The sequence below is a fragment of the Solitalea koreensis genome, from assembly GCF_900182575.1.
Classification (GTDB): Bacteria; Bacteroidota; Bacteroidia; order Sphingobacteriales; family Sphingobacteriaceae; genus Solitalea; species Solitalea koreensis.
On sequence record NZ_FXSZ01000006.1, the window covers coordinates 1 to 15215 of the forward strand.

The window sequence follows — 15215 nt, forward strand, 5'->3', positions numbered from 1 at the left end:
CGGCATCCCGGCAGGCAATGCATTCCCGGTGGGCAGCACCACGGTCACCTGGAGCGTAACCGATATCCATGGCAACACGAGCACCCAAACCCAGGAAGTGACGGTGAATGATACAGAGAAACCGGTATTGGCAGCTCCGGCAGCCGTAACGCAGTCCGCCGATGCGGGCGCCTGTACAGCGGTGATCGCCTTAACGGCCCCAAGCGCGACCGATAACTGCGGTATTGCAGCAGCGGGCGTCACCTCCAGCGGCATCCCGGCAGGCAATGCATTCCCGGTGGGCAGCACCACGGTCACCTGGAGCGTAACCGATATCCATGGCAACACGAGCACCCAAACCCAGGCAGTGACTGTGAATGATAGGGAGAAACCTGTGAAACCAGTTTTAGCGGATGTAACGGGGGAATGCTCAGCGACGGCTAGCGTGCCAACTACGTACGATAACTGTAAAGGCCTGATCACTGGCACAACCACCGACGCCTTGACCTACACGACTCAGGGTACGCACGTCATCACCTGGAGTTTTGACGACGGGAACGGGAATATCGAAACGGCAATCCAAAACGTAGTGGTGAAAGACATCACTAAACCAACTATTACGGCTCCTCAGGCAATTATATCTCAAGGGTCGAATACAGGATCATCCATAAAACTAGGTACTCCTATTACATCTGATAACTGTGGCGTTGCAACTGTAACTAATAATGCCCCTCGAAATTTTCCAGTAGGAACAACAACAGTTATCTGGACGGTTACCGACGTAAACGGCTTAACCGCAACTGATATGCAGAGCGTAACTATTGTCAATCTTCCTCCCGTAGTTCCAGATAGAGACCTTTCTACATTGATGAATACCCCAATAAACGTTGACTTACTAAGTCAGGTAAGTGATCCAGATGCACCTGTAAATATTAACCCACAAGGCTCTAATGGCTCAAGTACCATTAAATTAACCGATGTCACTCAGCCCGCTCACGGTACTGTTGTTATTGGAGCTGATAATAGGCTGATTTACACTCCTGTCAATGGTTTCTACGGTACCGATATTGTGTACTATACTGCATGTGATGGTGGTAGCCCAAATCTGTGCAAAACGGGTAGACTTGCTATAAGTGTGGCAGATAACTATGTTGATCTTTCCGTGAATAAGACTACATCTTCGGGTTCTGTAAAGGTAAATGAGGAGTATGACTACACTATTGTTGTTTCTAATTTAGGACATGTTACTGCAAATGATGTATTAGTAACAGACCCTCTTCCTGAATCTTTAGCATATGTGAGTAGTAATGCAACCAATGGTCAGGCAACGTATGATCGCTCTTCACACAAAGTTATTTGGAATTTACAGACCTTAAATGTTAACGGACCTGCAACCCTTACCTTAAAAGTTAGGGCGACAAAAGGTGGTATTATTGTTAATTCAGCGGAAGTAATTGCTAATCAGCCCGATCTTGATCCGATAAATAATAGGTCTCAGGTTGACAAAACAGTACTAGGATTTGAGATACCAAATGTGTTTACTCCAAATGGCGATGGTTTCAACGATAATTTTGTTATAAACGGCATTGATGGTATCGAGACGGAACTTGTAGTAATTAGTCGCTGGGGTAATGAGGTGTACAAAAACACTAAATATAAAAATGATTGGAATGGTTCGCAGCTAAGTGAAGGTACTTATTTCTACGTGCTAACTGTCAAAGCAGTGGATGCTAAATCAGTGAAATATTCAGGTTATGTAACTATTTTAAGATAGAAATTAAATGAAAAGACGCTCAATTCTTGCACTATTACTGTTGCTAAGCACAGTTGTGCACGCCCAACAAGATGCACAGTTTTCACAATACATGTTCAATGGAATCTATATTAATCCGGCCTATGCTGGCTACAAAGAACAAATGAATTTGCATGCATTTTATAGAAGTCAATGGACGGGTGGGTTAGAGGGTAATCCTGAGACATTTAGCTTTGTAGCTGATGCTCCTGCAAATAACAATAATGTAGGATTAGCTGTAAATGTACTGAAAGATCAATTGGGAGCAGAAAGTACACTATCAGGTTATCTTAATTATGCTTACAGGTTGAAGGTAAATGAAGTCTCAAGACTTTCATTTGGACTTGGAGCAGGTTTGTCCCAATATACCCTTGATGGGGCGAAATTAAAACCTAACCAGGCGGAAGACCCCTCCGTACCCCAAACAATGCAATCAGTAGTAGTTCCAGATATTCGGGCAGGATTGTATTACAACACTGATCGTTTTTATGCTGGATTATCAACGGATAACCTTATAGCCCAATATATGAGTTATACTAAGGATCCGACCATCCTTATACCTAAAAAAATGCCACATTATTATTTAACCGCCGGAACTCTAATTCCTGTTTCTGGAAAAATTCTTCTTAAACCATCCTTTATGATTAAGGAAGAAGCTAAAGGACCTACAAATATTGATTTGAACGCATTTGTTCTTTTCAGTGAACGATTATGGTTAGGTGCTTCGTATCGTACTGGTATAAATTTTTTAAAATCCAATCTTCAGGATAATTTGAGTCATAGTGATGCTGTGGTAGCTCTTGCTGAACTATATATAAGTGATCGATTTAGAGTCGGTTATGCTTATGATTTTTCATTTAATAAATTCAGTGACTTTAACTATGGTACACACGAAATATCAGTGGGGTATTCCTTTATTCCGAAGAAAATCAAAATGTTAACCCCTAGATATTTCTAAAGATAATTAATTTCATTTAGGTAATGAATACACGACTAGTCAAGAATCTATGAAAAAAATTGTATTTACATCTATTCTGCTTGCGGTCTTTATGTCAACAGTTTATGGTCAGGCCGAATTAAGAGAGGCTAACAGACAAGCGGAAATGTATAATTTTAGTGATGCTCTAAATTTATACAAGGCAGCTTGGGAGAAAAGAGAAACCTTAGCGTCCGCGAAAGGACTGGCTAACTGTTATCGTCAATTGAACGATTACAAGTTTATGGAGTCTTGGTACGCAAAGGTTGTACAAATGGAAGGCCATGATGCAATGGATCTGTTCTTTTATGCTGAAGCTTTACGAAATAACTCAAAATATGCCGAAGCAAAGCTATACTATGGTAAATATGCTGTGATGGCTGCTGATAAACAATTGACGAACACAGCTAAACTTATCGCTTCATGTGATTCTGCTCAGATTTGGATGAGTAAACCCGTAAAATATAGCTTTCATTTAGATACCACATTAAATTCAGGTCAAGGTGATTTTGCAGCAGTTGCTTATCAAAATGGCGTGGTATTTTCCTCTGATCGGATTACAGAGCAAGGTTTGCGTAAAGATCGCAGGTTTTTAGTATTTAATGCCAATAATAATCTTCATAAGGCAGTTTATGGTTGGACAGGTAATTCATACTTAAAACTCTATTATGCTGAAATGAAAGATGGGGTTGCCAAATCGCCAATACTTTTTGCATCAAACTTAAGCGGTGATTTTCATAATGGACCTGCTACCTTTTCGCCTAATGGGGATGAAATCTATTTCACTCGTACAAGGGGAATTACCAATGCTAAAGAATATACAGATGACCGTAGTCAACAAAAAAATTATACGATTAAGTTGGAGATATACAGCGCTGTTTTCGATCAGGAAAGTCGTAGTTGGAGCGCTCCCAAACCCTTCGAATTTAATTCTCCCATCCAGTACTCTGTAGGTGATCCTTGCTTTTCTCCGGATGGTAAAAGACTTTATTTTGCAAGTGATATGCCAGGTGGATTTGGTGGAACTGATCTTTATTTTTGCGAGCGAAAGGATGATGGTTCTTGGAGTAATCCTTTAAATCTTGGAGCAAAAATAAATTCAGTAGGAAATGAAAGAAGTCCTTCTTTTGACAAAAAAGGAGATTTTTATTTTGCTTCAAATGGTCGTGTTGGTATGGGTGGTTTAGATATTTATTATTGTAAAGGAGAAAAAACAACATGGACTGAGCCACAAAACATGGGATATCCTATTAATACTCCGCAAGATGATTTTCTGATCACTTTTAACAATGATGGCAAATCCGGTTTTCTGTCGAGTAACCGTTTTGGAGGACGGGGGAGTGACGATATTTATTCATTTGTTCGAAAGGAACTTAAGTTCATACTCGAGGGAACCGTAACTAATCGCAAATCGGGTAAGAAATTACAAAATGCAATCGTAACATTGTATGATAAAACGGGAAATACAAACGTGAAATTGGCAACTGATGAAAATGGTTTTTTTAAATTTCATCTAGCTGAAGAAAGTGATTATTCCCTTACTGCTGAAAAAACTAATTATATAACTGGAAGAAAAGATGGCATCTCGACTAAAGGTAAAGTCGAATCCGCCATTTTGTATGCAAAACTAGATTTAGGGATAGACTCAATTGAAATTGATAAAGCAATTAAAATTGAAAATATTTACTATGATTTAGATAAGTGGAATATAAGAGCCGACGCGCTTCCAGAGTTAGATAAATTAGTGCAGGCAATGAATGATAACCCAACTATGGTTATTGAACTTGCTAGCCACACTGATTCCCGGGCGGGTGATGCTTACAATATGACCTTGTCTAAAAAAAGAGCACAGTCTGCAGTTGACTATATTATTTCAAAAGGAATTGACAAAAGCCGAATTATTGCTAAGGGATATGGCGAAACTCGTCCGATTAATAAATGTGTTAATGGCGTCCCTTGTACTGAAGATCAGTATCAACAAAATAGGCGCACCGAGTTCACAATTTTAAGGTATTAATATTCCTGTTATTATAGTATTGAAAATCCTTAAGCCTTGCGTTTCAGGATTTTCTGTTTTTATATAGGTTGTCAAAATAATTGATTTGTAAATATTTGTTTATTGTGAAGTTGGGTTAATAAGAATTTTTGTATAAAAAAATATACGTAGCAACTTAATTAAAAATGTGTTGTTTTAGCTAATAATCATATTCTGGCCCCTTTAAACAGTAAAAGTGAATAATCCTAATTTTGGGAGTCTTTTAGATGAAAGTCAGGTATCATTTTTGAACTGTTTTTGATCATAGCTATCGTTTTTTCTGCTCTAATGACTTACAACTTGGGTTGACCATCGTTTTTAAAAGTATTTTTCATCTGCCTATAAGTCTTATTTAATAGAAAATCAGGAGTATTGTAAGGTGCTTTGACTCAAAACTGAAGTTGATGAATTTCCTCATTTGTGAACTAAAAGAAAACATTGGGAGGCTGGATTTATGTTCAATATATTTTCTAGCTCTTATGGTAAGGATCCTCATAAGAGATCGTTGATGATGTACAAACAGGTTTTATGTTTTTTGTTTACCTGTTTGCTGTTTTTAATTCCCACTCAACTACATGCTCAACAGATTAGTATTAATAATCCATCGGTTTCTGTTAATGAAGGAAACTCAGGTACCAAAAATATGGTATTTCCTGTTAGCCTTTCAGCTCCTAATGCTTTTCCAATTACCCTTAATTACGCCATTGGCGGAACGGCAGATGCTGCAGATTTTGGAACTGTAACAACACAAATCACGATTCCGGCAAATACAACTTCTGCAAATATTATTATTCCAATTGCCGGTGATGATGTAGATGAAGATGATGAAACAGTAATTGTTACGCTGCAAAATGCGGATAATGGAGCAACTATTTCTGCGACAAATACTGCAACTGGAATCATTGTTGACGATGACAATCCGCCAGTAATTACAATTTATGATCCTTTGCCGCAAAATGAAGCAAACCCAACACTACATTTTCCAATTACTTTAAGTAATCCAAGCTCCAAAGAAATCACAATCAATTTCGCTTATGACGCATCCAGTACTGCTACAGGCGCTGCATCACAAGCTAACGGTGTTGACTACAATAATTCTATTACTTCTGTTACCATTCCTCCAGGACATGTTACAGCCTCAATCCCAGTTGGAATCTACAATGATAAAAGAGGGGAAGCATATAATGAAACAATTGTCATTAGTTCATTTTCAACAACATCTCCGGGGGTGACATTTTCAAATCTACTTGCAACAGGAACTATATTAGATAATGATGGAGGGCCAGATGTAACATTTGAAATAGTGAGTTCTTATTTTTCTGAGAATGCCGGTATCGTTAAAGTACGAGTACGTTTAACTGGAAATATTACCGAACAGGATGTTACAGTTCCATATACAGTTTCCGGGACAGCTACACTCGGCTCAGATTTTCAAATCACCAATTTTGCTTCTCCGTTGATTTTTGCGGCCGCAACTCCAACATCAGAAGGGGAACGTGTTAAGGATATAGAGATTAGTATTGCTGATGATGCGATTTTTGAACCGAATGAAACTGTAATTTTCACTTTGCTCACACCTACAAATGCCTTTTTAGGGAGTAACAAGGTTCATACTTTAACTATACTTAATGATGAAACTAGTATCAGCATTCTTCCCTTTGAATCATCAAAGGCTGAAGGTTCTGGCGGAGTTAGTACTGATTTTACTTTTAATGTTATTAGAGATCCGGGAAGTCAGCTTACACAACCTATTGATTTTACATATTCAGTAAGCCCGGCAAGTACATCTGCTGCTCAAGCAAGTGATTTTTTGAACGGGACGTTTCCTGTTAACGTTGCAGGGACTATTCTTGCTGGACAAAGTAATGTAATTATTAAAATACCAGTAAAACAGGATTCTCAGGTTGAGCCAAATGAAAATTTTACGGTAACCATTACTCCTCAATCAGGAGTTTCAAGTAGTGCTGATACTGCCGATGGGACTATTCAGAATGATGATAATTCAATTTCTTTAGCATTCGATGTTAGTACTGTAAATGAAGGAGGAACTGCAAAACTTACAGCAAAATTGCCTATTGCATTGCCAACAAACACAATTGTAAATGTTGTTTTAAAGGGTACTGCTAACGGTTCTGATTATACTTACAATCCTGCAGGGGCCATCACGCTCACCATACCTGCTAATTCACTTTCAAGCAACGCGTATATATTTAATATACTAGACGATGGTGTTTTCGAAGGCCCTTTCCCTGAAACGCTAATCGCAGAGATTACAAGTGTTGTAACCAATAATGTTGCAGCTGGAGCCAGTGCCACATTACAAATTATCGATTCACAAACAGTACCAACAGTATCGATTTCATCCTCTCCAACAACTATTAATGAAAATTCCTCCGGTGCTGCTATTGTTACTGTAACTCTTTCTTCTAAAGCCATAGAACCTGTAATAGTCGATCTTTCTTTTGAAGGAACAGCTGAATTGGATAACGATTATTCAATTATTGGATCTCATACATTAGTTATTCCTGCCGGAAGTTTATCCGCTACAATTCAAATTAAACCTATTGCTGATAATATTAGTGAGGGATTGCCTAATGAAACGGTTAATGTGGGTATAATAAATGTTAGTGGAGGTGGAGCAATTTTAAATGCGGCCCAAAGTTCGGCAATCATAGAAGTCGTAGATAGTGATGTTTTACCAGTTGTTTCTATTACAGCTCCGCCTAGTGTGGTAGAAGGGCATTCAGGAACAATTGTAAATTTAGTTTATCCGATAAAGTTGAGCCGCGCAACAAAGGACGATTTGACCATCAATTTTTCATTCGATCCAAGTTCAACAGCTACCGGTGGACCCTTACCTACGGATGATTATGATAATTCAGTTACATCGGTTACCATTTTGGCTGGACAAACATCTGGAGTTATTGTTGTGCCGGTTCGAGGTGACGATATAGATGAAGGAGTTCCATCGGAATCAGTAATAGTGAAATTAATATCAGGTGTCGGTTATACTGTAAATACAGGTTCTGCGGTTCAAGCAACTGGTCTTATTGTTGAAGATGATTTCATTCCCGTTGTGAATGTTGCTGTTGATTTCTATGCTATTCGTGAAACAGGTTTTCCGGCAAAGGTTACCATAAGAGCGGTTTTGGCTAATCCGAAAGTAGTTTCATTAACTGATATAACGGTCCAATTGAATCTTACAGGAACAGCTACAAATGGTGCTGATTATAACAATATTCCTGCTCCCATCACCTTGACTATACCTGCTAATCAAATCAGTAGTAGCACTACTGTTGACATAACAGCAATAAATGATCTTTTGTATGAAGGTACTGACGAAACTATTATTGCAACCATTTCTGATCCAAGTAACAATGCTCAATTAGGGATTGCTAGCATTCAAGTGAATCTTCAAAATGTGGATGCCGCACCTTCTTTAACAATTGATGATATTACAGTTGCTGAGGGTAATTCAGGTACCCAAATACTATCATTTACGGTTACTAAAATAGGTAACACCTCAACCGATGCAAATGTCGATTTTGTAACATTAATAGGTACAGCAACTACGGTTGATAATGATTTTGTGAGTAACTCCGGAACAATTACATTTTCGCCATCTGAGACAACTAAAACAATAAATATTATTGTAAACGGAGATACGAAATACGAGAATGATGAAACATTTAGTGTTCGTTTACAGTCTGCATCCTATGCGAGAATAGCTAAAGCAACAGGTCTGGCAACCATTATAAATGATGATGTAATGCCACAATTTTCAATCTCTGATATTAGTGTAAATGAAAGTGCAGGCTTGGCAGTTTTAACTGTTACCAAAACCGGTTTAACTGCATTGAATTCAACCGTAAGTTATACAACAAATCCAGGAACGGCTACTGCCGGAACGGATTATACCACTACTGCAGGTACATTAACTTTTCTGCCCGACGAAACTACCAAAACTATAAGTGTTCCTATTATTAACGACCTTGTTATTGAACCGGGTGGACCCGAAATATTCACCTTAACATTAAATACACCTGTTAATGCTTCAATTAGTGCAGGTACTGCAACGATAAGTATAGTTGATGATGATAATGTAGAGTTTTATGTTGAAAGTAAATCAGTTAAAGAGTCGGCAGGTATTGTTACCTACAAAGTTTTTAAAACCAACAATAACGCATCAGCTATTGATTACACTATTACTAGTGGTACTGCTATTTTAGGGACTGATTTTACTGTTGCAGTCACCACGGGGACGTTTTCTTTTACAGATAATGATCCATTGCCTTATCGTGAAATCACAGTAAATATTATCAATAATTCAATTATTGAACCGGATAAAAGTTTTACAATAACACTTTCTAATCCAACCAATGGCGCAACTATTACTGCTGGATTTGGCATAGGTACAGAAGTAATTGTTGACGATGATGCTCCTGTTGATGTAGCCATTGTAAAAATTGCTGAAGATAAAAAGGTCAGCATCAATACGGAGTTTGACTATTCTCTTATTGCCTCAAATAAAGGTGCAACGTTAGCTTCTGGAATAGTTGTGACAGATACATTGCCGGTGGAATTGGAATATATTAATGCGAATTCAGTTAAGGGTACTATTAATTTTGATCAATCAAATCAAACAGTTACCTGGCAGTTAGATAGTTTATCTGCTGGAACTGATGAAATATTAACGATTCGTGTAAAAGCCAAGGTGGTAGGTAATATCACTAATAGTGCATCAATTGTAGCTTCTATGCAAGATTATAATCTTGCTAATAATACAGCTGTTTGTACAAAAAGCATATATGGTTTTATTGTGCCTAATGCATTCAGTCCAAATAATGACGGTATTAATGATTGGTTTATTATACCTGGAATAGAAAATATACACTCCGAAATGGTGATCTACAACCGTTATGGAGCGGAAGTTTACAGGATAAAAAATTACCAAAACAACTGGGCCGGCAACGGAATTCCCACAGGAACCTATTACTATGTGATCAAATTGAATGATGCTCAGGGTAAAAATGAGAACATGGCTGGGAGCGTAACAATATTCAGGTAAATCAAAATATTGAATAAGTTGAGGTTTTGGTTCCCTAAACCTCAAAGCAGAATAGGAGTTTCCTATATTGCAAAATGGGTAATAAGGATTAATCTTGTATTTTCGAATGCAAGATTAATCCTTACTTATGAACAAATTGTTTCTTTCTTTTTTACTCTTATTCTATATTTCCTTTTCAGCAGCTGCAGAAATTCAACAACAAAATATTTCAAGTTTCGATATAAAAAGTAATTTGGCTGACCGATTAACAGTTAGTGTGTTAGTTGATGGTAATGAAGAACAGAGTGGGGGAGTTAATGAAATTAACGGGTCTTTTGATTTTAGTATTAACGGAATTGATAAGAAATTACAATTCAAAAATGGAGAGGCTGTAGTTTTTGACAAAATATCTTCATCAACATTTCTGTATATAAGACCAATTGAAAGTACTTTTTCAGAGTTGAAATTATACTATGTGTTAAAAGTTGGAGAGAAGTTATTTGCGATTCATGTTCCAATATTTTTACTGCTGGTTATTCCACTGTTTTTCTTCATACTTGGCTATTTTGTGCGAAGGTTATTGGTAATCGCAATACTATTATTTATTGTTTTTTTTATTTTCAATAAAGGATTAAGTATTGGTAATTATCTGCACGTCATCTACCAGTGGTTGCTTTCTTTTTTATGAAAGTCTAAATGAGTTTTATTGCCTATCAAGAATCCTCTAATTTGCTTTCATAGCGGGATGATTACAGTTATGAGGTTTCTTCTAAAAAGGATAACCTATACCAAAGTTAAAATTGAGAAATTTATAATTTGGATATTTCTCTTTGAAATCACTATTCCCCCATTTGCTGATTACCCATCGATTTTCTTTAAAAAATTGAGGGTCATGAAGCTTAAGTCCCAGATCTGTACGGATGATTAGAAAACCCATGTCTAAACGTAACCCTGCTCCAGTTGCAATGGCAAATTCTTTATAAAATTTATTGAATTTAAACTGAGCATCCAAGAGACCTATGTCTTTAATATTCCAAACATTACTTGCATCAATAAAGGTAGCACCGTTTAACTTATAAGTAAAAAAATTGTTTGAAATATTAAATCGATATTCAGTATTTGCTTCTATTTTTAATTCGCCAATCTGAAGTTCAGTAATATTCTGCACGGCACTAACTTCATTAATTGGAAATCCTCCAGGTCCAATAAAGCGAGAACCCCAACCTCGGTTACTGTTTGCTCCACCTACTCCGTATAATTTATCATAAGGCATACTTTTACCGTTGGCATAAGCATATCCAATCCCTGTAGCAAATCTGAAAACCAATTGTTTGTTGCTGACCTGCTGATATCTTCTTATTTCAATTTCAGGTCTTAGGTATTGATTATAGGGACGACCAAATATATTGTACTGTCCTGAACTGTCTTTTTTTGAATTACTAAGTTTACTTAAAATATAAAGTGTGTTACCTGCCAGATCAAAGCTGATCCTTAAATAATTAAATGTGCCGCCAAACCTTAATTTATAGTCGTTATAAGTATAGGTGTACTGTGATCCTAAGGTAAATGAGTTCTGATAACGTGATAAGGCTGCAAGACTTAATCCGATCGCAGCAGCTGAATCGATACGGCCATTCACTAAACCAACGTTAACTGGAGTTAATATATGTGATTTTGCAACCGTCTCCCGCCAGTCATAGCTCAATAATGTATTAATATTTGTTACAGCTCTGTCAATTTGATTAATGTCAGAATAACCTAAGGTTAGTCTTGTTCTAGGAAGGCCATAACGCCCAACGTTAAATTGAAATGGAGACAATATTCTAGGAAATATAATACTAGCACTTGATTGAAGGTTTCTGCTTCGTATATGTGGTTGTTCTATGCCTGATGGAGTTTGTTTGGGTTGGGTTTCGAACCCTCCTTTTAATTTTAATTCCAAGGCTTCTCCTCCTCCAAAAATATTTTTACTTGTGTAGGTTGTTCCCGCGTTAAAACCAATGTTGCTGCCACTTAAAGTTGCTTCTCCTTCCAACGAAAGAGAACGTTGTTTTGAAGGGATTAAATCAATACCGACATCTAATTTAGAAGAATCACTTTGATTCTTTGTAAAAGTGAAGTTGATAAACTTGAAAAGTCCCAGGTCTCCCAACCGATTGTAGGTTAATAAGTAATCGTTATTTCGGTAATAGTTGCCATAGTTTAAAAATAAAATATTACTAAACCGTTTAGCCTTATATTTATTTTCTTTATCAATAAAAAAAACATGATCCTTGATTTTAGAAGTATCGTTACTTTTAATTCTCGACCGATTATCTGGGGATATAGAGATAAATACATCGTTAATTGAGTATAATAGATGCTTGTCTTTATCAGGCGGGTTCTTTATAGTAAGTTTAAGATCAAGTTGATGGGTTTGTTGATTGGTGTCGGCTGTAAATTTGACATAGTTTTTTTGGAATTCACGATAACCGTTGTTCCTCATCAGCGTATAAATGGCTTGTTGTTCTTTCTCCAGTTTGTCTATATCATATCTTTCTCCTGAATCTAAAGGCTGTTTATAATTTTTCAAATAAAGCCTGTAAATATTCGAATCGGCTATTGAAATACTATAGTCTTTTACTGTATAAGGTAGACCTTGGTTAACAACGTATTTTATTGCAATTGTCTGTTTTTTAACAGAATCAACTGTGAAAGTAACTATGTTGTTGAAAAAACCTTTGTTAAAAAGAAATTTGCTGACCTTTAAAGCACTAAGGTTTGCTTTAAGACTATCGAAAATTTGAGGGGCCTGACCAATTTTTTTTGGCTTTTCTTTATAGTGTCCATTTTTAACGTTGAAAGTATTATACATACCCAGTGGAATATTTAATCCCAATAGTTTTGAGTTCGCTTTAGGTAAAAAAGAAGTTACGTCTTCGGTGAGATCTTTATCAACACCTTCAATTTTAACTTTGCTAATAATCGACTGATTTTTATTAAGATAGCGTGTAGGATTACAACCGCTAAAAGCAGTAAAAATTAAAATGGTTATTATTGTTGTATAAAAATGCCTTAATATAGATGATTTCAAAATCACAGATAAGTTTTATCAGGTCCTTACAAAATAAAAAATTTAGAGAAGAGCACGGAAAATTCATAGTAGAAGGTACTAAGATGGTTTTTGAGCTACTTCAATCAGGTTATATTGTACAATCGTTGTTTCTGACTGAAAATTATCTCAATCAGATTAAATCAGCTGTAAAACTACCGAAATATACAGAAATACACATTGTTTCAGAAACTGATTTACAAAAAATCAGTCAGTTACAAACTGCCAATGAAGTATTAGCTGTTGTAAATATCCCACAAAGTTATCAGGATGGTTCATTAAACTCCGATGCTATTAAAGATAAATGGACAATTATGCTCGATAATGTACAGGATCCGGGAAACATGGGTACCATTATTCGAATAGCGGATTGGTTTGCCATCGACACGATTATTTGTTCCACTACTACTGTTGATATGTATAACCCTAAAGTTGTTCAATCAACAATGGGTTCACTGTTCAGAGTAAATGTAGTTAAAATTGATTTGGAGGATTTTTTGCATAAGGTTAAATTGCCGGTCTATGGAGCTTTGTTGGAAGGCGAAAATGTGTATCAGCAAAATATCTCAAAAGCTGGAATTTTGTTGATGGGTAATGAATCGAAAGGAATTTCACCTGAATTGAAAAAGTATATAAATAATCCGGTTATGATTCCTAGATTTGGGCAGGCTGAATCCCTAAATGTTGGAATTGCTACAGCAATATTATGTTCAGAGATTAGACGAGGATAAGAGTTTATTGGTTTTGGTTATTTTTCTTGAATAAAAAAGAAACAATTGACTTTTAACCATATAGAAATTATTTTAAAAAAGATGTTGCCAAAGATATTTTAATGTTTATTTTTGCAGCCTCAATAAAATAAAGGTCGGGTGGCCGAGTGGCTAGGCAGAGGTCTGCAAAACCTTGTACAGCGGTTCGAATCCGCTCTCGACCTCAATTTGTTAAATACTAACAATTAACGATTTAGGAATCATGGCAGTTACAAGATTAAAAAGAAAAGACAGAAGAAATAAAGCGGTTTCACGTATGGAAAAACAACGTTTGAAATTAGCTACTAATATTGAATTAGGTAGCCGTTCAGCTCAGTCAACTAAAGATCAATTGGCTAAGAATAGTGCTATTATTGCTCAGTTAGAAGCAGCTGCTAAGTAATTTTTCTTCAAGAAAATATTTAAAATCCCTGTTGAATTTCAGCAGGGATTTTTTTTGATTTATGTTTTCACCTGTTTCTACTTTAGGTAAAAACAGGTGATTTTTTATGATCTGTATTCGAGAATCTTTTTGTTGATACGCTTTACTAAACCCGGACCCTCAAAAATAAAACCGGTATAGATTTGAACCAATGAAGCACCAGCTTCCAGTTTTTCCAGTGCATCTTCAGCTGAATGGATTCCACCCACACCAATAATCGGAAATGCTTTACCTGATTTTTCAGAAAGATATCTGATCACTTCCGTTGAACGTTGGGTTAATGGTTTTCCACTTAATCCGCCCATTTGCTCAGTTAATCGTTTGGACGAAGTAAGATTGTTTCGGCCAATAGTTGTATTGGTAGCAATCACTCCTGCAATTTTGGTTTCGGTTACAATTTCAATAATGTCATCCAGTTGCTCATTGGTAAGATCAGGAGCTATTTTTAAAAGGATGGGTTTAGGTGCATTCTTACTATCGTTAAGTTTTTGAAGACGGTTTAAAAGCTTTTTTAGCGGTTCTTTTTCCTGCAAATCACGTAGGCCTGGTGTGTTTGGCGAACTTACATTTACCACAAAATAATTTACATATTCAAATAGTTTTTCAAAACAGATTACATAATCTTCTTCAGCTTTATCATTTGGAGTGACTTTGTTTTTACCAATATTTCCACCGACAATCAGGTTTTTATCTTTTCTGTTTTTGAGGCGCTCTACCATTGCATCAACTCCATCATTATTGAAACCCATTCGGTTAATGAGCGCTTCATCATTCACTAATCGAAACATACGAGGTTTGTCATTTCCTGCTTGCGCCACAGGAGTAATGGTGCCTACCTCAATAAACCCAAAACCATAGTTAGAAAGCTCATCGTACATTTTAGCATCTTTATCAAAGCCTGCCGCTAACCCAACCGGATTCTTGAACTTGATTCCAAAAACTTCTGTTTCCAATCGTTTGTCATTAATGCAAAACATACTTTTTAATACTGATGCTGTACCGGGAATTCTGTTTCCTGTTTTTAATGCATTGACAACGGAGTGATGAATTTTTTCGGGATCGAATTTGAAGAAAATAGGTTTGATTAATTTGTACATGTTTTTT

9 protein-coding genes and 1 tRNA gene are annotated in these 15215 nt (G+C 36.5%); 8 read left to right on the plus strand and 2 right to left on the minus strand.

The window, feature by feature from the left end:
• From FN756_RS10020 to FN756_RS10040, 5 genes are all read left to right on the plus strand, one after another.
• A partial coding sequence (locus tag FN756_RS10020) for a T9SS type B sorting domain-containing protein (RefSeq protein ID WP_142603883.1) occupies positions 1-1753 on the plus strand: 1753 nt, incomplete at its 5' end.
• A 7-nt stretch (positions 1754-1760) separates the two neighbouring features.
• Positions 1761-2729 carry a PorP/SprF family type IX secretion system membrane protein gene (locus tag FN756_RS10025; protein ID WP_142603885.1) on the plus strand — a complete coding sequence of 323 codons (969 nt, stop codon included), beginning with the start codon at positions 1761-1763 and terminating at the stop codon, positions 2727-2729.
• A gap of 49 nt (positions 2730-2778) precedes the next feature.
• Positions 2779-4764, plus strand: coding sequence for an OmpA family protein (locus FN756_RS10030; protein ID WP_142603887.1), 1986 nt, complete (start codon positions 2779-2781; stop codon positions 4762-4764).
• Positions 4765-5290: 526 nt separating this feature from the next.
• Positions 5291-9850 carry a Calx-beta domain-containing protein gene (locus FN756_RS10035; protein ID WP_185955243.1) on the plus strand — a complete coding sequence of 1520 codons (4560 nt, stop codon included), beginning with the start codon at positions 5291-5293 and terminating at the stop codon, positions 9848-9850.
• Positions 9851-9977: 127 nt separating this feature from the next.
• On the plus strand, positions 9978-10517 hold the full coding sequence (locus FN756_RS10040; RefSeq protein ID WP_142603892.1) for a hypothetical protein: 540 nt from the start codon (positions 9978-9980) through the stop codon (positions 10515-10517).
• Between the two features lie 81 nt (positions 10518-10598).
• Here the strand turns inward: FN756_RS10040 and tamL are convergent, their stop codons facing one another.
• Positions 10599-12902, minus strand: a complete 2304-nt coding sequence (gene tamL / locus FN756_RS10045; RefSeq protein ID WP_142603894.1) for a translocation and assembly module lipoprotein TamL — start codon at positions 12900-12902, stop codon at positions 10599-10601.
• Here tamL and FN756_RS10050 point away from each other — a divergent pair.
• The 3 genes from FN756_RS10050 to FN756_RS10060 all read left to right on the plus strand — a co-directional run bounded on the left by FN756_RS10050 (position 12893) and on the right by FN756_RS10060 (position 14072).
• Positions 12893-13651 carry a TrmH family RNA methyltransferase gene (locus tag FN756_RS10050; RefSeq protein WP_142603895.1) on the plus strand — a complete coding sequence of 253 codons (759 nt, stop codon included), beginning with the start codon at positions 12893-12895 and terminating at the stop codon, positions 13649-13651. The genes tamL and FN756_RS10050 overlap by 10 nt on opposite strands.
• Positions 13652-13783: 132 nt before the next feature.
• Positions 13784-13854 (plus strand) — tRNA-Cys (locus tag FN756_RS10055).
• Positions 13855-13892: 38 nt separating this feature from the next.
• On the plus strand, positions 13893-14072 hold the full coding sequence (locus FN756_RS10060; protein ID WP_142603897.1) for a spore protein: 180 nt from the start codon (positions 13893-13895) through the stop codon (positions 14070-14072).
• Positions 14073-14176: 104 nt separating this feature from the next.
• On the opposite strand, the gene FN756_RS10065 is transcribed toward FN756_RS10060, so the two are convergent.
• Entirely contained in the window at positions 14177-15208 is a 1032-nt protein-coding gene (locus FN756_RS10065; protein ID WP_142603899.1) for a quinone-dependent dihydroorotate dehydrogenase, read from the minus strand.
• Positions 15209-15215: the final 7 nt, after the last annotated feature.

Coding starts and splice junctions, on each gene's coding strand:
- FN756_RS10025 (WP_142603885.1), top strand. CDS start 1,761: ATGAAAAGACGCTCAATTCTTGCACTATTACTGTTGCTAAGCACAGTT.
- FN756_RS10030 (WP_142603887.1), top strand. CDS start 2,779: ATGAAAAAAATTGTATTTACATCTATTCTGCTTGCGGTCTTTATGTCA.
- FN756_RS10035 (WP_185955243.1), top strand. CDS start 5,291: ATGATGTACAAACAGGTTTTATGTTTTTTGTTTACCTGTTTGCTGTTT.
- FN756_RS10040 (WP_142603892.1), top strand. CDS start 9,978: ATGAACAAATTGTTTCTTTCTTTTTTACTCTTATTCTATATTTCCTTT.
- FN756_RS10050 (WP_142603895.1), top strand. CDS start 12,893: ATGATTTCAAAATCACAGATAAGTTTTATCAGGTCCTTACAAAATAAA.
- FN756_RS10060 (WP_142603897.1), top strand. CDS start 13,893: ATGGCAGTTACAAGATTAAAAAGAAAAGACAGAAGAAATAAAGCGGTT.
- FN756_RS10065 (WP_142603899.1), bottom strand. CDS start 15,208: ATGTACAAATTAATCAAACCTATTTTCTTCAAATTCGATCCCGAAAAA.